Source organism: Microcoleus sp. K5-D4 (assembly GCF_036704575.1).
GTDB lineage: Bacteria > Cyanobacteriota > Cyanobacteriia > Cyanobacteriales > Microcoleaceae > Microcoleus.
The window spans coordinates 67,837-92,797 of the sequence record NZ_JAUBSD010000011.1 but is presented as its reverse complement, the minus strand read 5'-3'; the positions used below and the strand labels follow the sequence as shown (position 1 = coordinate 92,797).

Below are 24,961 nucleotides of genomic sequence, written 5' to 3'. Positions count from 1 at the left end.
ACAATAAACTACATTGAAATTTAGTCGTATTTAACTGTAGCATATTTTGGGTTAAAGTTAAGATGCGTTTACCCTGGGTATTGCCCTCACCAGACACCCTCAAGATATCCTGCTTCCCTGCTGCGAGGCAATGGTGCGGAATCTCGATGTCGCTTCGGCTGAAATTTGGACTTTCAACTCTCAACATAATGTTTGGGAATTGCAAGCAGCATCGGGCATCTACAGCCGCACAGGCGATCGGGCTAGGTTTATTGAAAGTAAGGTTAACTCGATCGCCAAACAGCAAAAACCGGAATTTGACTGCGGATTTGAACTGAATAATTTTGGACTCTCAGAGGAAGAATCCGCAAAAGCAACAGAGGCGCAAAGTTCCGAAGTAGCAATTATCAACACCAGCCAAAAGCAGACAAATTGCCCAATCCCCAAGCAAATTCTCACCTTTGCCGGCTACCCTTTGATAGTCGAAGAACGGCTGGTGGGAGTCATGGTTATTATCAGTCGCCAGCCGCTGACAGCACCTTTTCAGGAAACTTTAGCATCGGTTGCCGATGTCATCGCTTTAGGCATCGAACGCAAGCGTGCAGAAGCTGAATTAAAATCCGCTAGAGGGTTTCTCAATTCCGTAGTAGAAAATCTGCCGGTGGGAGTTTTTGCTAAAGATGCTTCTTCGCTGAAATTTGTGCTGTGGAATAAAGCGGGAGAAACGATCGCAGGTGTTACCTCTCAAGAGGCGATCGGCAAAAATGACTACGATATTTACCCCAAAGAACAAGCTGATGTTTTTACTGCTCAAGACAGGGAAATATTGACCAGTGATCACCACCAATCTACTGTAAAAGACATAGCCGAAGAGCCGATCCAAACTCGCCACAAAGGTATGAGAATACTGCACACCCGCAAAGTGCCAATTCTCGACGCCGCAGGCCGTCCTCAGTACGTGTTGGGGATTACTGAAGATATTACCGAACGCAGGCAGGTAGACGAAAGCGTGCGCCTCTACGACCAAATTGTGGAGAATATGCAAATTGGTTTGTACGTCTATCATTTAGAAAATATAGACGATGACAGCACTCTCCGGGCGATCGCCTCAAATCCCGCGGCTACCCTATTTACCGGATTAGAAATGGCTGATGTTTTGGGAATGACAATCGACGAGATTTTTCCCCAACTGCGATCGAAAAAAATTCCCCAAGCATTTGCTTCGGTAATTCGCACCCAGAAAGCCGTAGAACTTGAAGATATTGACTGCGATGAAGGCGGTCGAATAACTCGCGCTTTTTCTATTAAAGCTTTTCCATTACCCAACAACTGCGTCGGTGTTGCTTTTGAAAACATTACTGCTCGCAAGTGCCTAGAACTAGAACTGCAGGCGTCTTTGGAAAAAACAGAACGTTCAGAACAACTCCTGCGTACAGTAATAGACAAAACCAGCGACTGGATTTTTGCAAAAGACAAAAATTTTCGGTGTATTTTGGCCAACAGGAGTTTCGCTCAAGCGATCGGTAAAACAGTCGAAGAAATAATTGGTAAATCCGACTTAGAATTAGGATTTCCCGAAGATCTAGTGTTTGGGAATTCCGCCAAAAATATCCGAGGATTCCGCACAGACGACTTTGCTGTCCTGGCAGGCGAAATCATCCACAATCCGTGCGATCCGGCAACTATTGCTGACGGTTCAGTACATATTTTTGATACCCAAAAACTTCCCCTGCGCGACGCTGAAGGTAATGTATTTGCAGTGCTAGCTTTCGCTCACGATATTACCGAACGCCATGAATCGGAAGCAGCTTTGCGTAGAAGTGAATCAAGATTTAGGTCTTTGGTTGCTAATATTCCTGGAGTGGTTTATCGCTGGAAGTGCGATTTTTCAACTAATTTTATTAGCGATGCCGTTTACTTATTAACTGGCTACCATGCAGCAGATTTTATTTGGCTTTTGGACGGGGGATGCCGGACTTTTGCTAGTATTATTTACCTGGAAGATTTGGCAAAAGTAGAAACAATTATTCGGAAAAGTATAGAAAACAAAGAGTCTTATAACTTGGAATACCGCTTGCTAGCAGCAGACGGCACGGTTAAATGGGTGTGGGATAAAGGTTCTCCTGTGTTCGACGCAGAGGGAAACGTTTGCTATTTGGACGGGGTGATTTTTGATATTAGCGATCGGTACTACGCTGAGGAAGCATTGCGCCAAAAAACTTTAGAGTTAGAAGCAGTTTTTCGCGCTTTGCCTGATTTGTATTTTCGACTAGATGCTAACGGTATAATCGTGGATTATTTGTCAGGAACTTCTTCGAGTTTATACGTACCTCCCGAACATTTTATGGGTCAACGAATGACAGACGTATTGCCACACAATGTCGCCTGCCAATTTGCCCAAGCAATCTTTGAAGTTTCCGAAACAAGAAATTCAATCGATATAGAATATTCGCTTTCCATGTCGGAAGAAGAAAAAACTTATGAAGCCAGACTCTTGCCGTTTAATTCAGATCAGATTATTATTCTAGCCCGCAATATTACCAAGCGCAAACAAGCCGAAGCTCAATTAAAACATAAAAATTGCCAGCTAGAGCAAACATTGAAACAATTAGGCAGGACTCAAGCTCAACTAATTCAAGCGGAAAAAATGTCTGGTTTGGGACAGCTAGTGGCGGGAATTGCCCACGAAATCAATAATCCTGTCAGTTTTATTTATGGTAATATCACTTACGCTAGTGAGTATGCCAAAAACTTGCTGGAACTGTGCAGTTTGTATCACGCACACTACCCGGAACCTGTTGCTGTTATCCAAGATTTGGCAGAAGAAATAGAACTGGAATTCATGAAAGAGGATTTCCCGCATCTGCTGACTTCAATTCAAACCGGAGCCGAGCGAATTCGTCAAATAGTTCTGTCTTTGCGTAACTTTTCCCGGCTGGAAGAATCAGATATTAAGCGTGTTAACATTCACGAGGGAATAGATAGCGCTCTGTTAATTTTGCAACACAAGATTAAAGAAAATGGCAGGAATCGTCCTATTCAAATAGTTAAAGAATATGGGGAATTGCCACAGGTACAGTGCTACGTGGGGCAGTTAAATCAAGTGTTTATGAATATTTTAAATAATGCTATTGATGCTTTAGCGGATGTCAGGAATAGGAAGTTGGAATTGGCGAGTTATTCAGAAGAAGAACGGCAAGATTTTGCTAGTTTACCTTTAACTTGCGACACATTGCCGTGGATTCGGATTCGCACGGAGGTTCTGGAGAACAATCGGGTTGCGATCGCAATTTCCGATAACGGGTGTGGAATGGCAGAGTCTGTTAAATGTCGGGTATTTGACCCGTTTTTTACTACTAAACCAGTAGGCAAAGGTACAGGTTTGGGACTGTCTATCTCCTATCAGATTGTGGTGGAAAGACACGGAGGGACGCTGCAGTGCATTTCCGCGCCGGGAGAGGGAACTGAATTTGCGATCGAGATTCCAATTCGGCAGAGGTAATGAGTCATTGGTAATTGGTAGTTGCACAATAAAAATGATAATCTAATTAAAGGTTGTAAAAGTCAGGAATATTAGCATGGTATACAAAAGCATACATACTTCTAATGCCGTTGCCAAACCAATTAAAGATGAGGATGATGATGATTCCTACGTTGACTATTTTTATGACGATCAGGGGGCTCCGCCGGGAACTCTCGACTTAGAACCCGATGCGCCACCTCCCGAGATTGTATTAATTGACTATTGCGAAACAGCAGCTACTCGCGCTCACTTGGCAAATCCTCAAGAAGGTGCTGCGTATTTAGATACAGCATCTGTTTCTTGGGTTGATATGTTGGGATTAGGAAACAAAGAAACTTGGCGGCAAATGGCCGAAGTATTTAATTTGCACGTAATGGCTCAGGAAGATGTAGTTAATGTTCCCCAGCGACCGAAAGTTGTAGATTATGAAGAACACATTTTAATCATTGCTTGGATGGTGATGCTGCATCCAGAAGCAGATACTTTTCATAAAGAACAAGTAAGTTTTATTTTGGGCAAGCATTACCTGCTAACTGTTCAGGAAGAACCCGACTATGATTGTTTTGGTCCCGTGCGCGATCGCATTCGTAAAGGACAAGGAATGATTCGCAAACACGGAGCAGATTATCTGGCTTATACTCTGTTAGATTCGATTATAGATGGATTCTTCCCTGTATTAGAAGTTTATGGAGAGCGCATTGAAGAACTAGAGGATGAAGTGGTGGTGAACCCCACCCGTAAAACCCTGGAAAAGATCTATAAAATCCGGCGAGAATTGCTGACTCTGCGCCGCGCCATTTGGCCGCAGCGGGATGCAATTAATGTTTTAATTCGAGATAGCAGTGATTTAATTAGTCCAGAGGTGCGAATTTACCTGCGCGACTGTTACGATCACACAGTGCAGGTGATGGATATGGTGGAAACATATCGAGAGTTGTCGTCGGGTTTGATGGATGTTTACTTGTCTTCTGTTGGTAATAAAATGAATGAAATCATGAAATTGCTGACGGTTATTTCGAGTATCTTTATTCCTCTAACTTTTGTGGCTGGAGTATACGGGATGAATTTCAATACAGAGAAATCGCCCTGGAATATGCCCGAACTGAATTGGTATTTTGGCTATCCACTTTGTTGGGCAATTATGCTAGCTATCGCCTCTGGTTTAGTTTACTTTTTCTGGCGGCGCGGCTGGTTTGATAATTTTTCTACTATCAAAGATGACTCATTAAAGTAACCGAATTGAAGATTTGAGATTTAGGATTGAATATTGAAAAATTCAAAATCCTGTTAGGTAAAAAGGTTTCCTGCCCCTAGTTGAATCCGTGCGATAAATCCTTGGATGATCATTGCCAAATTTTTATCCTCCTGATTCATCCGTGAGTGATTTTAAGGGGAGTTGCAGGGAAATTTAATTGTTGGGCGGGCTTTCGGGCCCACCGTACAAGAGTTTGAATAAACACAAATGTCCAAATTAAGTGGGCGACAAGTTAAAATATTCAATCTGAAATCCCAAATTGATTGACGAACGATCGCGTACAATAAATCTGGGGAAAAAGTAGGCGCAGGCGGTTGCGGATGAGCGAAAGCTTGTCTGAGGAAAGTCCGGGCTCCCGAAAAACCAAACTTGCTGGGTAACGCCCAGTGCGAGCGATCGTGAGGATAGTGCCACAGAAAGATACCGCCCCCCGATTTGAGATTTGAGATTTGAGATTGAATCAAAAATCAAGCATCGAAAATCGCAAAGTGTTAGGGGGTAAGGGTGCAAAGGTGCGGTAAGAGCGCACCAGCAGCATCGAGAGGTGCTGGCTCGGTAAACCCCAGTTGGGAGCAAGGTCGGAGGAACTATGGTTGGTTTTTTACCAGTTCCGTTTTTTGGTACCGCTTGAGGCGTCTGGTAACAGGCGCCCCAGATAGATAACTGCCCTCGAAAACTGCTTGCAGTGGAGAGAACAGAACCCGGCTTATGTCCGACTTTTTCCCCACCCAAATTTGGGTAATGTGCTTAGGGCATATTTGTCAAGGTGTAGTTAAGGTGTTTGCGTCATCGTAACCGTTGAGCTTTATTCTTGATATGTTATTTATTGCTAATCATCTATCAAATAAAGAAGATTTATCGATCGCCCGAAGCAGAGATTTTCAGCCTTTGAGGCACTTCTTCACCACCTTGACAGAGCGGACTATAAGCACCGGCAGGACTATTTAGTTTTTTAATAAAAAGCTTTTTAGTGATATGAATCTGATCCCCTTTTTAAAAAATCATGCAACTTTAGACAATCTCCAAGCCCGGATAGTCATCCGTAATTTGCAATTAATTATAAAATATAAAATATAAAATCTAAAATGGTATGATTTATCCGGGTCGCCAAAAGCAACTTGAAACATTAATTCAAAAATTGGGGCTGACGAAGGATGCTTCGATAAAATGGCATCTCCTCGATTTAGCTTTGACTCATGCGAGCGCGTCAGCTAAGGCAAATTACGAGCAACTAGAGTTTGTCGGGGATGCAGTTGTGCGGCTGGCGGCGTCGGAATTGTTGTTTGAGATTTATCCCGACTGTACAGTGGGGGAATTTGCTGCTATTCGATCGATCTTGGTGAGCGATCGCATTCTTGCTAAAATCGCTGAAAGTTACGGGTTCGATCGCTATTTAATTGTTTCCAGCAGTGCCGCCTCGGACAAAACAGGCGCTGAACCCCGACTGGCAGATGCTTTGGAAGCGGTACTGGCTGCGCTTTATTTGAGTACCCACAGCTTAGAATTAATTCGCCCTTGGCTAGATTCTCACTTTCAACGCTTAGCAACAGAAATCCGCAGTGATCCTGCTCGCCAAAACTACAAAGCTGCTCTCCAAGAGTTGACTCAAGGCAAATACAAAACTTTGCCCAAATATAGCGTGCAAGAAACCGGGACAGTGCAGGGCGGAGAGGATCGTTTTACCGCAGAAGTTCTCATTCAGGGAAAGTTGGTAGCAGAGGGAAAAGGTCGATCGATCAAAGCGGCCGAACAAGCAGCGGCTCAGGTAGCTTTCAATAAATTAGTTGGTAGTGAGTAGTCAGTTGACTGTTGACTGTTGGCTGTTGACTGGTGTTATCAGTTATAGGTTATTTATTAGCTGCTACCAATAACCAATAACCAATAACCAATAACTACTGCCAACAGTCAACAGTGATTTTTTTGAGTTAAAACATAGATAATAATAACAAAATATGCTATAATTTGTGTGCGATTTTTGAAATTATAATCAATGAAAATCGGAATAGCTGTATTGGGTGCAGGTCGCTGGGGAGTTAACTTAATTCGCAACTTTCTGGAACATCCCAACAGCGAAGTTTTAGCGGTGGTAGACCCGAATCAAGATTCATTGGCGGCGGTTCAAAAACAGTTTAATCTTGATGCCTCGGTGATTCTAGCTACCGATTGGTCTCAAGTGCAAGCCTTGCCGGGACTGCAAGCTGTGGCGATCGCCACTCCAGCTTCCACACACTACACCCTCGCAGCAGCAGCGCTGAAACAAGGCTACCACGTCTTAGCAGAAAAACCCCTCGCCCTCAACCTCACTGAAGCAATAGAACTCTGTCAATTAGCCGAAAAACAGCAGCGGCAACTCTTCGTTGACCACACTTATCTGTTTCATCCAGCAGTAGATCGAGGCCAAAGAATTATTCAACAGCATCAACTCGGAAAATTGCGCTACGGTTACGCCCAACGCACCCATTTTGAACCGGTGCGCCATGACGTTGATGCCCTTTGGGACTTGGCCATTCACGATATCGCTATTTTCAATACTTGGTTGGAACAAACGCCAATTGAAGTAAGGGCGATGGGTACTGTATTTCCGAAGGAAGAAGGAAGTTCGGCAACGGATTCTGTAACGGATGTAACGGATGTAACGGATGTAATGGATGTCAGGAACAAGGAACAAGGAACAAGGAACAAGGAACAAGGAATAAATCAAGAAGCAGCAGAAATTGAAAATCAATTTTCTCCTTCACTGCTGACTAATAATCCTGCGGAAAAACTAGCAGATTTAGTTTGGGTAACGCTCACCTATCCCGACGGATTTCAAGCATTTATTCATCTGTGCTGGCTAAATCCTGACAAACAACGCCGCTTAACAGTTGTTGGCAGTTTGGGAACCTTGATTTTTGACGAAATGTCGCCAGAAACTCCCCTGATTTTGCAGCGCGGCCATTCAGATTGGGGAGGCGAAGAGAATAACTCTTTTGAAAGTGCGTTAGCGAAGCCCGCCCCTACGGGGGCTACGCCAACGAAGAGGATCGCGCCGCAGCCAACAAGCATCAGACACCGCGAAGTGTTGAGTTTAGAACAAGTAGAACCGCTGAGGCGAGTGTGCGATCGCTTCCTCAACTGCGTGCAAACAAATACCCCCTGTCTTACCTCTTCGGGCGCGGCTTCCGTCGAATTAATCCGCATTCTCAGCACTTTGAGCAAATCCCTAGAACTCGGCGGACAGCCCCTAATACCATTTTAGATTTTAGATTTTAGATTTTAGATTTTAGATTGGGAAAATCACTCCTCAACTTTTGAAATTTCCCTTTTCCGTTACTAAGTCGGGGCTGTGAAAATAAAAACTTGACTGCTGATTGACAGGCAAAGAAATCATCACCGTAGTACCTTGATTCACGCCCGCGCTGTGCAGGGTAATGCTTCCGATCATAGATTCCATGATCCTTCGCGAGATAGCCAAGCCCAAACCGTTACCGCCAAACCTGCGAGTTGTAGAACCATCAGCCATCACAAAAGGTTGAAACAATTTCTGCTGGTGCTCGGGATCAATACCAATTCCCGTATCTTTAATTGTCACCACCACCCAATCGCTTTGACCGCTGGGACCCGTCATACTTTCCCCACTGCCGTTAAAACTACCAGAATTAGTCCTAGATTCTAGCCGCACCGATATATTAATGCTGCCCGACTCTGTAAACTTAACGGCATTGCTCAAAACATTTAAAAATACCTGTTTTAGCTTCTCTGGATCGGCATGAACAATAATCGGATCATGAGGAGCTGGCAAACTTAACTTCAAGCCTTTTTCCTCAATTTGAGCCGATTGCAAATCAATCGCGTCTTCAAGTACCTGGGTAATGTCAACTACTTCTAACATCATGGAGAAGGTGCCGGATTCTATTTTAGCAATGTCCAAAATATCATTAATAATATTGAGCAATTGCATGGACGAGTCGTGAGCCCGCTGTAAAAATTCCATTTCTTCATCTCGGTCATCGCAGTAGCCGTCCCGCACAATTTGAATAAAACCAATAATCCCGTTGAGCGGCGTTCTCAATTCGTGAGAAATATTCCCCAAAAATTCATTTTTTAATTGATTGGCAACTTGCGCTTCTTTGGTTGCGACTTCCAATTCTCTGGCCCAGGATCTGAGGCGCTGCACCATGCTGTTGAGTGCTTCTGATAGTTGATTAAATTCCCTAATTTGGAAATCTTGGGGCACTGTCTGCGACGCTTCCGTATCTACTTTCATCGCGTAGTCTCTCAGTTTTTCCACAGGACGCGCCAAGTCGCGAGACAGATATAAAGTCGCGATGATACTAGCAGCAACCAAGCCTACAATTAAATTAAATAAAACTTGCTGAATCTCTTCCAAACCTGACAGAGCGTAATCTAAACGAGAGACAGCTAAAATAATCCACTTGCTGTTCTCCTGTGTAGTTGAAGGACTCGGGATAGCGGCGTATCCTGCTAGTAACTCTACACCATTTCTTTCAAAGGAAAATAGATGGAGAAAAGCTGTTCCGCCTGCGATCGCCCTTTTGGCAATACTTTTTAGTCGAGCGGCGTCTGCCTCTTGGTCAATATTGCGGCCCACGCGGTTGACATTAGGGTGGGCCAAAATTGTCCCATCTTGGTCGATCGCCACCGTATAGCCAGCTAAAGAACCCTTGGGAGCGCTGGTTTGCACAGGCAAGGCCGACTTCAAACTCAAAGCATAACTCAACTGCAGGGTATTGCCCCGACGAATGTAAACAGGAGCGCTCAACACCAAACTCGCTTGGCTATGGGAGCCTTCTTTACCCGCCTCGGGAAAACCCTCAGCCCCCAAAGCCACCTTCTGATCGTTTGCTGTCCCCTGTCGCTGCGGAGGTAAGGACAGACGGATGTAAACGCTCTTGTCGTCCAGCAGCGTTTGCTGCTGCTGTACGGGTGGCCAAAATTTTGCCGGCAACGACTGAATCGGCTGCTGCCCGCAAGTGCTTGCTATCACTTGATTTGTCTTTACATTAGTCAATTGCAAGCAATCAACCTGCGCTGGCAACCGCTGCCCTAATTGCGCGATAAACTTTTGATAATCCTTCGGATCTACCGACTGCAACATCGAGCTTTCCGAAGCGCCGATCAGATTCGACTTCAGCGATTTCGCCCACTGGTCAATAGTTTCTGCTTTTCTGACTGCACTTTCTGTCAAGTTTTGACGAGCAGTTTCCAGAAGCGTCGAGCGTGCCTTGCGATAGGTAACATACTCCCCCACCAGTAGAACAGGTACGCTGAGCAACAAAATCCGCGACAGTAAAATACGGCGAAAGGAGGATTGACCTAACTTAACCATAGGAAATATCTAAATTAAGGTGCAACACCCAACAGCGACCATTAAAGTGAAATAAACCAGACCGAAAGCGTGAATCTGTCTAGGGGGCTCTGCTGACGGGACAACACAGCTTCAGAACAACATTTAAACACAATTATAGAAGCCACTGTAGTAATCTCGATTCTAAGTGTGTCAGCCCAAAGATGCTCAGCAATTTGTTTCGCAAATGCCTGTGATTTCGGTCACACTTCCCTTCTCAATTCTCGGAACGACTGGCACCCGATCGCCCAGGGGCCCATTTTTCAGGCTGCAAAAAGCGTCGGGTAGACATACCGCCGTTGCTTGAAGCTAGAATCGCATAGATGCACTCGCCCCCAATTAACAGGCAAAAAGTTCGGTTTCCGGCTAGTGTACAGAGAGAATTCTGCTCGATCGGACTTTTTCTTTCCGAATGCCTTCGAGAGATGGGCGATGTGAGATTTGGCACCCTGTCAAAGATTTCTTTTGCCATCCGATTGATTCAGTGACAATAATTCACCTGTCACACAAAAAGAATGAGACGATCGAGCTGCCGATCAACTCTGACAACCCTAATGTGGGGAACCTTGGCCCAAACAGTGCACCCACGCTCCGTAAATTCGCGGTCTCGGCAATAATCTCCATAGCTTAATCGATGAAAAAAAACTTTAGCAATTATACGTATTATTACACAAACAACCGTCCGAGATATCATCACGCATATTTGATATCTCCCCTTTTAGAAATGCTGGCGACACTTCAGCAGACCAGCAAGACAAAACTCCGAGTTTTGGATCTCGGCTGCGGCAATGGCAGCCTCAGTCACGTTATCGCAGAGCACGGCTGCGAAGTTGTCGGCGTTGACAGTTCTGCGCCCGGAATTGCCATCTCCCGTCAAAGTTTCCCCGATTGTCAGTTTATCGAAGCAGATATTTACGACCTTCCAGATACCGATATTTTGAACTCATTTGATGTTGTCTTAGCTATTGAAGTAATCGAACACTTGTTTTATCCTAAAGAACTAGCAAAAACTGCAAAGAGATGCCTCAATCCGGGAGGAAGATTAATTATTTCCACACCATATCACGGCTATTTAAAAAATCTGGCTTTAGCGGTTTCTGGCAAACTAGATAAACATTTTACCGTTCTTTGGGATAACGGTCACATTAAATTTTTTTCAGTAGAGACGCTGACCAAGTTATTAACATCTGAAGGATACACAGACATAAGATTTAAATTTGCTGGTCGGTGTCCCTATCTTTGGAAATCAATGTTATGCTCTAGTAAGTTTTCAGGTTAACCTGAAAACTTATGAATTGTGAGTTGTCAATAAATTAAGTTTCTTGACTAGACCACCAGGTCTCACAAAAAGTAAAAAATAAGTTTCACTAAAAAAGTAAAATGACTGTTGGCGTTTGGATATTAGGCGATCAACTGTGGGAGAACCAAGCTGCTCTCAACCGCATAGATGATAAATCCTCCCTACCTATAATTTTAATTGAATGTTGGCAGCACGTTCAACAGCGGCGCTACCACCAACAAAAATTAGTATTAATTTGGTCGGCAATGCGGCACTTCGCTAAAGAATTGCGCGGCGGTGGATGGCAAGTTACTTACACAAAATCGGAGGACTTTGAAGCACCTCTCAAAGCTTGGATACAAGTTCACAATATCACCGAAGTGCGGGTGATGGCTCCGAACGATCGACCTTTTTTACAAATCGTTCACAACTTGCGACTCCCCTGCAAAACAACCCTGATTCCCAACAATCAATTCCTCTGGACAGAAACAGAATTCAAAGATTGGGCTTCAAGCCGCAAACGTTTGTTAATGGAAGACTTCTATCGAGCCAGCCGCCAACGTTTTCAAGTTTTAATGGATAGCAGCAATAAACCTATAGGAGAGAAGTGGAATTTTGACAAAGAAAATCGTCAGCCACCAAAAGGAAAACTGGATACACCGAAACCTCTCTGGTTTGAACCGGACGCCATAACTCAAGAAGTTATCGCACAAGTTAAATCTCTATCTTTCCCAACTTACGGCAAGATTGAACCTTTTCGTTGGGCGGTTACACGAGAGCAAGCAATGCAAGTATTAGATAATTTCATCGCACAGTGTCTCCCCGCTTTTGGCCCTTATCAAGACGCGATGGTAACGGGGGAGGAAACAATGTGGCATTCTTTACTTTCTCCATATCTTAATATTGGCTTGCTGCATCCTTTAGAAGTTATTCAAGCGGCGGAAACAGCCTACCTAGAAAAAAACTTAAATTTAAACGGCGTCGAAGGTTTTATACGCCAAATTCTGGGCTGGCGAGAATACATTCGCGGTATGTATTTTTACGTGGATGCTGATTATTTTGAGAAGAATTGGTTCAACCACACTCAGCCGCTGCCGGAGTTTTTTTGGGACGCTAGTAAAACAGATATGAACTGTTTGCGCCAAGTTTTAACTCAAGTCGAAGGCAGCGGTTACGCGCACCATATCCAGCGGTTGATGATTTTGAGCAATTTTGGTCTAATTGCAGGAATCTCGCCCCAGGAGCTAGAAAAATGGTTCCACAGTGCGTTTGTGGATGCCTATGACTGGGTAATGCAGACTAATGTGCTGGGCATGGGTTTGTTTGCTGACGGCGGTGTGTTGGCCTCGAAGCCCTATGCTGCTTCTGCCAATTACATCAATAAAATGAGCGATTATTGTCGGGGGTGCAAATTCGATCGCACTGTGCGATCGGGCGAAAATGCCTGTCCCTTCAACTTCTTCTACTGGGATTTCCTAGCGCGCCACCGGGACAAACTTCAGTCGATCGGTCGCATGAGCTTTATTTTAGCCAATCTCGACAAAATGCCGCCTGCAGAATTGGCAACCATCCGGCAAAAAGCGGCAGAGTGGCACTTAGTCAGTTGACTGTTGACTGTTGTCAGTTGTCAGTTGTTAATCCTTTGCAGTGGCTAATAACAAATAACCAATAACATTAATCAACAGTCAACAGTCAACAATGCCCCATGCCCCATGCCCCATGCCCCATGCCCCATGCCTCATGCCCTTTGCAATTCTTATTTTTTCCCTGACTTTTCCCTAAACATTCCACAGCGTTTCCACAGGCAAGTCTGAGGTTTTCCACAGATCCGACAAAGTTTTCCACAGAAATTAACGGCACGGTAGCATCTTGCTGCGGAATTGGGGATTTCCTTAACTTGCTGCCTAATTCCTCATAAACCCCCCAACACATAAAGATATGTAACAAAAAATGCCCTGAAAAGCTTATTATTTGGTAAACCTTTTTTTTATGTAAAGGACTTTGTAATATTTCGCAACATTGACAAACCCACCCCCTCATAGCGCACAATGATGCGACCGACCTAAAAAAAAGCGCTCTGATTTCGGCTGTGCCTGCACCTGTATCCGGCCGAAAGGGGGGTTCTGTTTTCAATTTATTAGCGAGACTAAAAAAAATGATGAACCCAACAGTCAGTATTTTTGCTGAAATTCCCGAAACGCTGCACGATTCTCTCAAAACTTACCTGGAAACCCATCCCGAATGGGATCTAGACCGAGTATTTTGCGCGGCGCTGTCGCTGTTTTTGTTGCAGAATGCCGATAGCGGTACGCCTGAAGCTTCGCGCAGTTATCGCCAAGCTGCGAGAGTTTATCTAGAAACTCTGTTTCAATCTCCTCAAGACTTGCACAGCAACAATGTAACTCCGTCGTCTTGAAGGATCGGGGGAGAGGGGGAGACGCGGTTTCTGGGAAGGATTTTAGTTGACCGAGAGGGCGCGCACTGCATAGGTGGCAACTTCAGCTTAAAATCCCTGAGAACTATCGCTTATAGCTTAATGCCGAGCCCCATTGCATCTCCCTTAAGAAGGAGACTTGGATAGCTTCAAGTCCCCCCGGACTATCAGGGCAGGGCTGTTTCATTCTCAGGAAAACCAGCCTTTTGACTCTTGTCGTGCCAAGAATGCCGACCCGACCCATCCACGATTTGTTAGGCATTGGGTGGGATTGGGGCAGCCACTCTTTGCTGCCCCTACAAGAGAATGAAACAACCCCCCGGACTATCAGGGGATGCCGGGGGGATAAGCTGCCTTAATCGTCAAACAGTAGACGGGTAGTACATAAGACGCGCTTGTTTACACCCATGGTGCTTATGGCGCACTCTACAGACTACAAACAAATGGCTGAAGACTACATCATGCCCATGCCGCCCATGCCGCCCATGCCGCCCATGCCACCCATGCCGCCCATGCCGCCCATGCCGCCCATGCCGCCCATGTCGCCCATGTCGCCGCCGCCGGCTTTTTTCTTCTCGGGTTTTTCGACAATTACAGCTTCAGTGGTCAGCACCATACCAGCGATGGAACCGGCATTTTGCAAAGCCGATCGCACCACCTTGGCCGGGTCAATAATCCCGGCGGCAATCATATCTTCGTACACGTCGGTGAGAGCGTTGTAGCCAATGTTGAACTCGCTCGCCCGCACTCGTTCGATGACGATGGAACCTTCAACGCCGGCATTATCAGCGATTTGACGCAAAGGTGCTTCCAAAGCTTTCTTCACCAAGTCAGCGCCTACTTGTTCTTCGGTGTCCAGAGTATGTGCGATCGCATCTATTTTTGTAATCAGGTGAATTAGGGTCGTGCCACCTCCGGCAACGATACCTTCTTCCACAGCAGCTTTAGTAGCGTTCAGAGCGTCTTCAATACGCAGTTTACGGTCTTTGAGCTCGGTTTCGGTAGCTGCGCCGACTTTAATTACAGCGATGCCGCCGGCGAGTTTGGCGATGCGTTCGGTTAGCTTTTCCTTGTCGTAGTCGGAATCCGTCGCTTCTAGCTGCTTGCGGATTTGCTCGATCCGTTTTAGCACGTCAGCTTTGTGTTCTTCGCCAGCAACAATGATCGTGTTTTCTTTGTCGATCGTAATTTTGCGGGCGGTACCGAGCATTTCTAGGGTTGCGGTATCGATGCTGAGTCCGACTTCTTCAGAAATCAGTTGACCGCCAGTGAGAACGGCGATATCTTGAAGCATAGCTTTGCGCCGCTCCCCAAAACCAGGAGATTTCGTTGCTGCGATGTTCAATACGCCGCGGGCTTTGTTGACTACCAGAGTTGCCAAAGCTTCGCCTTCAATATCTTCGGCGATAATTAGCAGCGGTTGACCTGTGCGGGCGATTTTTTCGAGAACTGGAATTAGTTCTTGAATCGAGCTAATTTTTTTGTCGGTAATCAGGATGCGAGCGTTTTCGTACTCAACTTCCATGCGATCGCCGTTAGTGACGAAATACGGAGAAAGATATCCGCGATCGTACTGCATCCCTTCGACAACTTCCAATTCCGTTGTCAGAGATTTTGACTCTTCAACAGTAATTACGCCGTCTTTCGTGACTTTTTCCATTGCTTGGGCAATCATGGCGCCGACTTCTTCGTCGTTACCGGCGGAGACAGTGGCGACTTGAGCAATGGCGCTTCCTTCGACGGGTTTGGCCAATTTCTCGATTTCCAGCACCAAGTGGGCGATCGTTTTTTCAATACCCCGGCGCAGTGCGACTGGGTTTGCGCCTGCTGCGACATTCTTCAAACCTTCGCGAATGAGGGATTGAGCTATAACCGTTGCGGTTGTTGTGCCGTCGCCTGCGATATCTTTAGTTTTGGAGGCGACTTCTTGAATTAAGCGAGCGCCAGCATTTTCCAGGGGGTCTTCGAGTTCGATCTCCCTAGCAACGGTGATACCGTCGTTAACAATTTGGGGACTGCCGTATTTCTTTTCCAATAGGACGTTCCGGCCTTTCGGGCCCAAGGTGATGCGGACAGCATCGGCGAGTTGATTGACGCCGCGTTCTAGTGCCCGCCGAGATTTGTCGCTAAATGCAACTATTTTGGTCATGTTTGTCTCCAATCGCTTACATTAGCAAATTTAGCACTCTCTGAGTCTGAGTGCTAAGTCGATCGATTTTTGATTGTAGCGCGCCTCAACGCTGGGGGGGATTGCGGGGGCGGATTGGGATTTGGGCGAGCTCGTTCCGGGTGGCTAAGGACAGGGCATTGCCGTGTCCCCACATATCTCGTGTCGCCACAGATATAATGTGGTTTGTTACATATCGATATAATCAGGTTTTGGTTGAGGTCAAAACCTAATTTTGATGGCGCGTTATCCCAAAGCAGAATTTTTATTAAAAATTTCTTAACTTGTGTTTTCGGTCATCTACCTTTCGATAGAGCTTGTATTATTTTTCAAACTTCTACCTTCTATAGCAACACAACAGCCAAGACTATTAGGACGTTGTTAATTGCTGAAAACCTTGGGGAAGACTCCTTCTTCCTTCAGCATCCATCCGTTACATCCCGTACATTGCTCATTGCCGAACCTTCTTCCTTTCCTCAATCAATCTCAAATTACGCACTAACAAATGGCTCGTTATTCTCGACTGCAAAAACTCGGCTCTTATATGCGCCCGCACTGGAAGCCCACCTTCTGGGGCGTTTTTTCGCTATTAGTTGTCAATGCTGTGGGCGTTTACATTCCCCTGCTGATTCGGAATGCAGTTGACACTCTCCAATCTGCGCTTAAATTTGACGAAGTTTTCAACTTCGTGGCACTAATTCTGATTCTCGCCTCAATTATGTGGGTAATTCGGATGGCGTCGCGGATTTTGCTGTTTGGCGTCGGGCGTCAAGTCGAATTTGACCTCAAACAGCAAATATTTAATCATTTATTAACATTAGAACCGTCTTATTTTGCAGCCAATACGGTAGGGGATTTAATTAACCGCGCTACTTCAGATTTGGACAATATTCGGCGCTTGGTGGGGTTTGCGGTGCTGAGTTTGGCGAATACAGCTTTTGCCTATGCTTTGACTTTGCCGGTGATGCTGGGGATTAATGTACGGCTGACGCTGTTGGCGATCGCCGTTTATCCTTTAATGTTAGTTTTGGTGCAGTTATTTAGCGACAAACTTCGCATCCAACAGTTAGCCGTGCAAGAGGAATTGTCGGCGATGAGCGATTTGATTCAGGAGGATATGAGCGGGATTTCCGTAATTAAAATTTACGCTCAAGAAGAGAACGAACGCCGAGCTTTTCGCAATTCCAACGCACAGTTGCTATCAGCAAATTTGGAATTAGCAAAAACTAGAAACTTTATTTTTCCGCTGCTGGGCGGTTTGGCAAGTATCAGTTTGTTGGTGCTGCTTTCTGCTGGTGGCGGGGCAATTGCTAATGGTCAAATTAGCATTGGCGATTTTGTGGCGTTGCTGATTTATGTCGAGCGTTTGGTGTTTCCGACGGCCCTGTTGGGTTTCACGATTACTGCTTACCAGCGGGGAGAAGTGAGTGTCGATCGCATCGAATCAATTCTGACTGTGGAACCGCAAATTAAGGATGCTGCCGATGCAGTTGAACTGGCAACTCCAGTCAGAGGGGAAATTTTGGCTCGCCATCTAAATTATACTTATCCGGGCGCTAAGATACCTGCGCTTAAAGATGTTGATTTTACCATAAAACCGGGAGAAACTGTCGCAATTGTTGGGGCGATCGGCTCTGGAAAATCAACTTTAGCTAATGCGCTGCCACGCTTGCTCGATATCGACCCGGGTCAGTTATTTGTAGACGGACAGGATATTACCAAGGTAAAATTGACCGAATTGCGCGGGGCGATCGCCTACGTTCCGCAAGAAAGTTTTCTGTTCGGCACTACCATCAAGAATAACATCCGCTACGGAAACCCTTTAGCGGAACAGCCGGAGATTGAAGCCGCCGCAAAACAAGCGCAAATTCACGCCGAAATCCTCAACTTTCCGCAGCAGTACAAAACAGTTGTCGGCGAGCGCGGCATTACTTTATCCGGCGGACAGCGGCAGCGGACGGCACTTGCTCGCGCTTTGTTAGTTGACGCCCCGGTGTTAATTTTGGATGACGCTCTTTCCAGCGTTGACAATCAAACTGCTACCGACATTTTGCGAAACTTGGCAACGGGAACCGATCGCAAAACGGTAATTTTTATCTCGCATCAAATGTCGGCAGCGGCTAGTGCCGATCGCATTTTTGTGATGGAGAGAGGAGAAATAGTTCAGAGCGGCACTCACCTTGAATTGGTAGGGGAAACAGGACTTTATCAGTATTTGTGGAACCAGCAAAAATTAGAGGAATTGCTGCACTGACCAGTGACCGATACTTTGAGTTATCTAGAGTTAGACCCTAGATAAATAGGTAGGTGCAAATAAACTGGTGACGAGAATAGCTGGGTTTGTCAGAATAAACTGGCTGCTAGTATAGCTTCCGGTTAAACCAGCCCGATCCATCTAATGTTTTTTTGTAACCACCTACTTAACTAGGAAAGTTAGGGTTGAAATTTATCCCACTACCTGCACCGCTCATCATAGCCTTTGGCTGATAAAAAAGCCACCAGATTCATTGCCCCCGATTTTAATTAGCTACATTACTCAAGGGAATTTCTTCTTGTTCTTGGAATAATTTAATCGATTGCAGACTATCTGAAGCAGCATCCCAAAGAATGAATTGGAAGCAGTTAGGAATATCGCGAATTGTCAGGGCTTTTGAATTACCCAGCAGGTGAATATTAGCATTGTGACAAGCCCGAAGATTATAGTTAGGTATTCGCTCAGAGAGATGATGAATATTGTGGTAGGCAATATCAGCAGAAAACCAATTGAGAATAGTCGGTAATTTTAGGTAACTACTGCCTTCAATTGCGCCGAGAAGATAGTCCCAACCCTCGGCTTTATGAGCGTAGGAACCGTCAAAGTTATGCTGAACAAAGAAAATACAGATAAATATCGCTGCTGAACAAGTCATGACTATTGAGTAAACACTCCAGAAAAAGCCTACTCCCAGTAAGTTGCTCAGATAAATCCAGCTAGCAACAACACAAATATTGTTGAACAGTAAATCCCAAAATTCAGCCGTCGTATACCAATGTTTGGATTTATAAGAAGCAATGATTGCAGATAAACCCATGCCAAAATCTTGCTTGAGACAAGCAAAAATATGTCTGATAAAACCAGTAATTCCCAAGATTAGCGCGAGTCGTGGCTTAATAATTAGATAGAAATAACCACCGGGAAACAGCATCAATGGGTTTCTGAGTAACTGATACATCTTTTGACTAAAGGGGCTTAGCGCCGCAAATTTTTCGGTGGATATCAACGCCGAAGGGCCTCGGTACATATCCCAATTACCATTATGTTTGTGGTGATAAGCGTGTCCCCTCGACCAGGGGTACTGAGGAATCGCATTGACAATACCTAGCAGAAAACCCATCATGCGATTGACTTTTTTGGAACTAAAAAGAGAATAGTGTCCGCAATCGTGCATCAAAGAGAAACAACGTCCTGAAAAAAGTGTCATCAACACCATTATCGGCGGTAGCAGGAATACAGAAATGGCAGCAGCTTTAAAGGCTAAAAACCATAAGAATGTATAAGGAACCACTGTATTGAGTATTTGGCAACTAGCTTTCAAGTTGTTGCTCTTCATATAAGGAGCTAGCACAAAATCCGACTTTTTGATCGCGTTTTTCATTCAGTATATCTAGGGTGTGTGGATAAGTGCTTAGCTTACCATCACAGTTGCGGGACAGCGGCGGATTTACCCCGGACTTTCCCCGTTTCTTCCAAAGGTTTTTTTTGTGGGAACCGATTTTTGCACATTTATGAGGTTATCACAACTCTGGTTTGTTTACAGAAAAAACTGTGAAGCCTGTTAGCAGGCGAACAAATTGCTGCACCAGAAGGCATTAATATGATTGGTTGGTTGCACGATCGACCTTTGGTGATGTATGCCGCTATTTTTGCTTGCATCGTCTGTGCCACACTTTACCGTACCGGGTTCTACGTCAACTCGATCGCAGGTTCAAAAGTTGGGCTACTGGGGAAAACTTTTTATTGGCGGGCTATAGGGGCGATCGACAAACCGCCAATCTCGGAAACCAAAGCTGACACAACATCCAGAAGCGCAGAGGATTTTGGCTCAACTCCTTGAGAATAGAATTTGAAGAGCGATCGCAATTGCCTGCGTTTTTTGTGCTCGGAGATAGCTCGGATTTGCTACAATCTAATCGCACACGCGATTAGAAATGGGTTATGACCGAACTATTAGATGAGACGCTTTCTATTGAAATGGCCGCTCGCATCAAAAGCAACCGTAAAAACTGCTTTGACAACGCTTGTAAAGCAGCGTTAGCCACCGAGGGCGCGATTTATGTTCAAGGCTTTTTAGCCGTGCCGGGAGTGCCATATAAACCCATCGAATATAGCTGGATTGAACTCGAAGAGCGAATTGTTGACCCAACCTTTCCCCATCTCGGTTTCATCGCTCAAGACATTCATTACTTCCCTGTCCAGCGCTTCAGCGTCAAGAAACTCAAAGCAATCCTAGAAGAATCAAAAGAAGATTATCCTGAAGACGACCCGCTGCCGATTTATGGCAATCAACCTTATGAATATTACGGCGATTTGATGTTAGGCGGTAGCGATTACCAAAATGCTTACGATTTGGCTGCCGCTAAATGCAGGGAATTAAACCAACCCAAAAAACAGGATGCGAACTAATTCAGGAGTTACCAAAAAATGGTTGGGCGCGCTACTTACAGCAGTAAGGTGTGCACTGTGCACCCTAGAGAGACAGATTACTTGAGCAACTGTTCTGTCGATTAATATACTTCATCATGACTTCCCAAATCTACAAACACAGCTTTTCCGTCTTCTGTAAAGTAGAAAAGTACCCTTTCGTCGTAATCTACGCTAAAGCTCCAAAACTCTTTGAGCCTACCGGACAATTTATGAGTTTTTAAGCTTGGTTCAAACGGCTCTCTGATGAACTGTTCCAGCTTTTGCCAAAACCTAGCCTCCAAATCAGCATCGCCTTTGATCCGCTTTTTGAAAGCACGCTTGAATGAAGAACTGAAACTAACTTCCACGATTATTCCTCTATCATTACTCTGAGTTCATTGATGTTAGCGAAAAAATTCAGTTCACCTTTTTGTTGTTCAATCTGCGCTGACTTAAAGTTTTGATACATCTCTTCGCGACGTTCTTCCCGGAGATATTGCTTCAACAACAGTTGAAGCTCTTGCTTTTCGTCAGTAGAAAGATTCTTAATCGTCTCGACCACATCACTGAAAGTCATAACTTATAAAACCCTATTGTGCTGATTAGATTATAGCAAAAAATATTCTTTTGGTTGACTTTCGTTTCTCGTTTACCGCCTCTGGCTCGTCTTAAAAAAAGCAAAAAATCTCACTATTTACCATTTTCAAACTTCCAAGATTCAGGAAACCTCGAATAATGAAAAGCAACCAATAACGGATCTAATTTCTGATTCCCAATCAAATCAGCCAACAATTTAGCCGTCACCGGAGCCAACAAAATGCCGTTGCGGTAATGCCCCGTAGCCCATGTCAAATTCTCCCAAGCACTAGCACCCAAAATCGGCAATTCATCAGGAGTAGCCGGCCGAAATCCCCACCAAAACTCCAGAATCGGATAATTTTGTAATTCGGGATATAACTTAATCGCTCCTGCTAGCAAACTTTGCATTCCTGCAGGCGTATTTCCCGGCGTGAAATTGACATTTTCGCTAGTTGCACCAATAATAATTCTGCCATCTTGACGCGGCACAATATAAATGCCAGTCCCGAATAAAACGGTTTGCAGGGGCTGGATAACTCCACAATCTTCTGGTACACATACTGACAGCATTTGTCCCTTTCTGGGAAAAACAGGAATATCCAATAATTTCTCAGACCAAGGACCCGCAGCCAAAACATAACGGTCAGCTTGTAATTTTCCTGCCGTTGTTTCTACTCCAAAAACTCGGTTTTTCTGCCGAATAATTTCCTCTGCGGTGCCTTGAATAATATCAATTTTTAATTCTTTGCTTGCCAATTGAAGCGTCCGAAATAAAGCGCGGTTGTCAACTTGAGCGTCGTCAGGATACCACCAACCGCCAATTACTTCTTGACCTAATCCCAACTGGTGCTGGCGAACAGTATCTCTGTCCAACCATTGATAATTAAGGTTTGACAAAAGTGGCTTTTCTTGAGGCTCGTTTTGACAAACTGGTGCGAGAATTCCCGATCGCCAATATCCCGTTTTCAATCCGGTAATATCTTCTAGCTGTTCCACCCAGGCGGGATACAGTGCGCGGCTTTGCAAGCACAAATCCAGCATCGGACTGGGGGGAATTCGTTCGGCTTGCGGGGCAAGCATTCCCGCAGCAGCCCGAGCCGTCGGTTGTTTAGAATCGGCGGTGAGAACCGCGACAGATGCCCCTCGCAATTTCAGTTCTACTGCTAGCGAAAGACCAATTATTCCGCCGCCAATAATCAGAATATCTTTAGATGAATTCATTAACTTTTATATGGACTTTCTGGCTTTTTTGACCTCTCGGCTTTCTTTAGCGTAAGGTGCGCTAAGCACACCTTACAGTTAGAATTATTATGCAAGTCTTACAGATTATCTGGCAAGGCGATCGTCCTATCTGCCTTCCTTAACAAAAAATCTATGCTTGGGGTTTCCAGACAGTTTCAGAACCTTGACCCCAGAAACCGTCATATTTTGTCACCTTAATATCGCCTAAAACCTTGGTTTGGCAGGACAAACGGCGGTTGGAGGCGGAAGAATGGGGAGGAACCGAAAGTCGGGCTTTTTCGCGCCACTGGGGCTCGGAAACTTCGCCCTCGACGGTGACGGCGCAGGTGCCGCAAGTGCCGAGGCCGTGGCAGTTGATGACTTTGGCGTTGCCATTGTAGAGATCGATGCCGTTTTTGAGCAAAACTTCACGGAGATTCGCTCCGCGATCGCACTCAAATGTTTTTCCTTGCGCTTGTACCTTGACCACAGCAATTTACCCCAGTTAGATTTATGTTAATTTTCCTATATATTATCGCATTAAATTCAAATAAATTCATCTAATATGGTAAGTGATATATTACCAATTTCTCGATCGCAATTTCCCATGACAAATCGGCTCTGGATCTACGATACCACGCTGCGAGACGGTGCTCAGTGCGAGGGACTCTCCTTATCTCTCGAAGACAAACTGCGAATTGCTCGACAGTTAGACAGTTTAGGAATTCCCTTTATTGAAGGCGGCTGGCCGGGCGCGAATCCTAAAGACGTACAATTTTTTTGGCGTCTCAAAGAACAGCCCCTAACTCAAGCAGAAGTTGTAGCTTTTTGTTCGACTAGGCGGCCGGGAACTACGGCAGCTAATGATGAAATGTTGCAGGCTATTTTGTCCGCCGGTACTCGCTGGGTGACGCTGTTTGGCAAGTCGTGGGATTTGCACGTTATTGAAAGTTTGAAGACGACGCTAGAAGAAAATCTGGCGATGATTCGAGATACAATTGAATATTTACGGAGTCAGGGAAGGCGCGTTATTTACGATGCCGAACACTGGTTTGACGGCTACAAACACAATCCAGATTATGCTATTAAAACTTTAGAAGCGGCGGCCGATGCTGGTGCAGAATGGCTGGTACTTTGCGATACTAACGGGGGTACTTTACCTCACGAAGTCAGTCAGGTTGTTCGTGAGGTTTTAGAAGCTTTAGGAACCAATCGCGAAAAATCTTTACAATTAGGAATTCACACTCACAACGACTCAGGAGTTGCGGTTGCTAATGCTTTGGCTGCTGTGCGGGAAGGAGTGAGGATGGTACAGGGAACTATTAACGGTTACGGCGAACGCTGCGGCAATGCCGATTTATGTTCCTTAATTCCTAATTTTCAGCTAAAGTTGGGTCAGAATTGCATTGAAGACGAGCAATTAGTTAGATTAACTCAAGTAAGTCGATCGATTAGTGAAATTGTCAATCTTGCTCCCGACGATCGTGCTCCTTTTGTCGGCCTTTCGGCATTTGCTCACAAAGGCGGAATCCACGTATCGGCTGTTGAGAAAAATCCGTTAACTTACGAACATTTGGAACCGGAAAAAATTGGCAACAGGCGGCGAATTGTGATTTCGGATCAAGCCGGTTTGAGCAATGTTTTGGCGAAGGCGCGCACTTTTGGCATGGATCTCGATCGCAAAAATCCTGCTTGCCGCCAAATTTTGGAAAAATTGAAAGATTTGGAAAGTCAGGGATATCAATTTGAGGGTGCTGAGGCTTCTTTTGAATTGTTAATGCGGGAGGCTTTGGGAAAGCGCAAGCATTTATTTGAAATCAAAGGTTTTCAAGTTCACTGCGATAAAGGTAGGGAAGAAACAGTTAATTCTTTAGCAACGGTAAAGGTGACTGTTAACGGTCAAGATATTCTGGAATGCGCGGAAGGAAACGGGCCGGTTTCGGCACTTGATGCGGCTTTGCGGAAGGCTTTGCGGAATTTTTATCCGGCAATTACTGATTTTAACTTAACAGATTATAAGGTGCGAATTCTGGACGGATGTGCGGGAACTTCTGCTAAAACTCGCGTGTTGGTTGAGTTTAGCAACGGTCAAGACCGCTGGACGACTGTGGGGGTTTCTGGTAATATTTTGGATGCTTCTTATCAAGCGGTTGTTGAGGGTTTGGAGTATGGTTTGGTGTTGGGAGATAGAGAGGCGATAGTTTTAACTGTGTCGAGTTATTAGGTTGACGGCGAAGAGAAGTTGCCTGAATATCGATGTTTAAATAGATACCAAATACCAAGGGGAGCATCTCAATGAAAGCAGCCAAGCCCAAAATTGGAGTTTTGAGGCAGGAGGCTCTCTTGCTGCGAGGTAGGAGGAAAGAGTCAGAAGGAAGGAGCCAGAAGAAGTGTTTTTACAAATATGAGATGCTCCCCTACTTTTGGGAGCATCTCCATGAAAGCAGCCAAGCCCAAAATTGGAGTTTTGAGGCAGGAGGCTCTCTTGCTGCGAGGCAGGAGGAAAGAGTCTGA

At 45.1% G+C, this 24,961-nt stretch carries 19 protein-coding genes and 1 other RNA gene; 12 read left to right on the top strand and 8 right to left on the bottom strand.

Annotated features, from left to right (window positions below):
• Positions 1 to 484 precede the first annotated feature (484 nt).
• The 5 genes from QUA77_RS05865 (at position 485) to QUA77_RS05845 (ending at position 7,995) form a co-directional block, all read left to right on the top strand.
• The gene (locus QUA77_RS05865) at positions 485 to 3,481 is read left to right on the top strand and encodes a PAS domain-containing protein (RefSeq protein ID WP_333449534.1); all 2,997 of its coding nucleotides are present in this window, start codon (positions 485 to 487) and stop codon (positions 3,479 to 3,481) included.
• Between the two features lie 76 nt (positions 3,482 to 3,557).
• Complete coding sequence (corA, locus tag QUA77_RS05860; RefSeq protein ID WP_333036361.1) at positions 3,558 to 4,736, top strand: magnesium/cobalt transporter CorA; 1,179 nt, start codon at positions 3,558 to 3,560, stop codon at positions 4,734 to 4,736.
• 318 nt (positions 4,737 to 5,054) lie between these two features.
• Positions 5,055 to 5,481: RNase P RNA component class A (rnpB, locus tag QUA77_RS05855), an RNA gene on the top strand.
• Between the two features lie 366 nt (positions 5,482 to 5,847).
• Positions 5,848 to 6,555, top strand: coding sequence for a ribonuclease III (rnc, locus tag QUA77_RS05850; protein WP_333036360.1), 708 nt, complete (start codon positions 5,848 to 5,850; stop codon positions 6,553 to 6,555).
• A 192-nt stretch (positions 6,556 to 6,747) separates the two neighbouring features.
• Positions 6,748 to 7,995, top strand: a complete 1,248-nt coding sequence (locus tag QUA77_RS05845; RefSeq protein ID WP_333036359.1) for a Gfo/Idh/MocA family oxidoreductase — start codon at positions 6,748 to 6,750, stop codon at positions 7,993 to 7,995.
• A 45-nt stretch (positions 7,996 to 8,040) separates the two neighbouring features.
• Here QUA77_RS05845 and QUA77_RS05840 read toward each other — a convergent pair whose 3' ends face one another.
• Together QUA77_RS05840 and QUA77_RS05835 are read right to left on the bottom strand one after the other, a co-directional pair.
• A complete protein-coding gene (locus tag QUA77_RS05840; RefSeq protein ID WP_333449531.1) occupies positions 8,041 to 10,086 on the bottom strand; it encodes a sensor histidine kinase in 2,046 nt (681 codons plus the stop codon).
• 235 nt (positions 10,087 to 10,321) lie between these two features.
• Positions 10,322 to 10,576, bottom strand: coding sequence for a hypothetical protein (locus QUA77_RS05835; protein WP_333036357.1), 255 nt, complete (start codon positions 10,574 to 10,576; stop codon positions 10,322 to 10,324).
• 162 nt (positions 10,577 to 10,738) lie between these two features.
• On the opposite strand from QUA77_RS05835, the gene QUA77_RS05830 reads away from it, so the two are divergent.
• The 3 genes from QUA77_RS05830 (at position 10,739) to QUA77_RS05820 (ending at position 13,799) form a co-directional block, all read left to right on the top strand.
• On the top strand, positions 10,739 to 11,383 hold the full coding sequence (locus QUA77_RS05830) for a class I SAM-dependent methyltransferase (protein ID WP_333036356.1): 645 nt from the start codon (positions 10,739 to 10,741) through the stop codon (positions 11,381 to 11,383).
• Positions 11,384 to 11,484: 101 nt separating this feature from the next.
• A complete protein-coding gene (locus tag QUA77_RS05825) occupies positions 11,485 to 12,990 on the top strand; it encodes a cryptochrome/photolyase family protein (RefSeq protein WP_333449530.1) in 1,506 nt (501 codons plus the stop codon).
• Between the two features lie 551 nt (positions 12,991 to 13,541).
• Positions 13,542 to 13,799 carry a DUF2811 domain-containing protein gene (locus tag QUA77_RS05820; protein WP_050813024.1) on the top strand — a complete coding sequence of 86 codons (258 nt, stop codon included), beginning with the start codon at positions 13,542 to 13,544 and terminating at the stop codon, positions 13,797 to 13,799.
• A gap of 472 nt (positions 13,800 to 14,271) precedes the next feature.
• Here QUA77_RS05820 and groL read toward each other — a convergent pair whose 3' ends face one another.
• Positions 14,272 to 15,966 carry a chaperonin GroEL gene (gene groL / locus QUA77_RS05815; protein WP_333449529.1) on the bottom strand — a complete coding sequence of 565 codons (1,695 nt, stop codon included), beginning with the start codon at positions 15,964 to 15,966 and terminating at the stop codon, positions 14,272 to 14,274.
• 523 nt (positions 15,967 to 16,489) lie between these two features.
• On the opposite strand from groL, the gene QUA77_RS05810 reads away from it, so the two are divergent.
• Positions 16,490 to 18,238 (top strand): ABC transporter ATP-binding protein, encoded by a 1,749-nt coding sequence (locus QUA77_RS05810; RefSeq protein ID WP_333036351.1) that lies wholly within the window; start codon positions 16,490 to 16,492, stop codon positions 18,236 to 18,238.
• A 265-nt stretch (positions 18,239 to 18,503) separates the two neighbouring features.
• On the opposite strand, the gene QUA77_RS05805 is transcribed toward QUA77_RS05810, so the two are convergent.
• A complete protein-coding gene (locus QUA77_RS05805) occupies positions 18,504 to 19,619 on the bottom strand; it encodes a fatty acid desaturase (RefSeq protein WP_333449528.1) in 1,116 nt (371 codons plus the stop codon).
• Positions 19,620 to 19,838: 219 nt separating this feature from the next.
• On the opposite strand from QUA77_RS05805, the gene QUA77_RS05800 reads away from it, so the two are divergent.
• Positions 19,839 to 20,078, top strand: coding sequence for a hypothetical protein (locus QUA77_RS05800; RefSeq protein WP_333449527.1), 240 nt, complete (start codon positions 19,839 to 19,841; stop codon positions 20,076 to 20,078).
• A gap of 101 nt (positions 20,079 to 20,179) precedes the next feature.
• On the top strand, positions 20,180 to 20,647 hold the full coding sequence (locus tag QUA77_RS05795; RefSeq protein WP_333036348.1) for a hypothetical protein: 468 nt from the start codon (positions 20,180 to 20,182) through the stop codon (positions 20,645 to 20,647).
• A 101-nt stretch (positions 20,648 to 20,748) separates the two neighbouring features.
• On the opposite strand, the gene QUA77_RS05790 is transcribed toward QUA77_RS05795, so the two are convergent.
• From QUA77_RS05790 to QUA77_RS05775, 4 genes are all read right to left on the bottom strand, one after another.
• Positions 20,749 to 21,015, bottom strand: a complete 267-nt coding sequence (locus tag QUA77_RS05790; protein WP_333200466.1) for a type II toxin-antitoxin system YafQ family toxin — start codon at positions 21,013 to 21,015, stop codon at positions 20,749 to 20,751.
• Between the two features lie 2 nt (positions 21,016 to 21,017).
• Positions 21,018 to 21,224, bottom strand: a complete 207-nt coding sequence (locus QUA77_RS05785) for a hypothetical protein (RefSeq protein ID WP_333374554.1) — start codon at positions 21,222 to 21,224, stop codon at positions 21,018 to 21,020.
• Between the two features lie 113 nt (positions 21,225 to 21,337).
• The gene (thiO, locus tag QUA77_RS05780) at positions 21,338 to 22,447 is read right to left on the bottom strand and encodes a glycine oxidase ThiO (RefSeq protein ID WP_333449526.1); all 1,110 of its coding nucleotides are present in this window, start codon (positions 22,445 to 22,447) and stop codon (positions 21,338 to 21,340) included.
• Positions 22,448 to 22,598: 151 nt separating this feature from the next.
• On the bottom strand, positions 22,599 to 22,937 hold the full coding sequence (locus tag QUA77_RS05775; RefSeq protein WP_333383353.1) for a 2Fe-2S iron-sulfur cluster-binding protein: 339 nt from the start codon (positions 22,935 to 22,937) through the stop codon (positions 22,599 to 22,601).
• Positions 22,938 to 23,012: 75 nt separating this feature from the next.
• On the opposite strand from QUA77_RS05775, the gene cimA reads away from it, so the two are divergent.
• Positions 23,013 to 24,671, top strand: a complete 1,659-nt coding sequence (gene cimA, locus QUA77_RS05770; RefSeq protein ID WP_445302060.1) for a citramalate synthase — start codon at positions 23,013 to 23,015, stop codon at positions 24,669 to 24,671.
• Positions 24,672 to 24,961 lie beyond the last annotated feature (290 nt).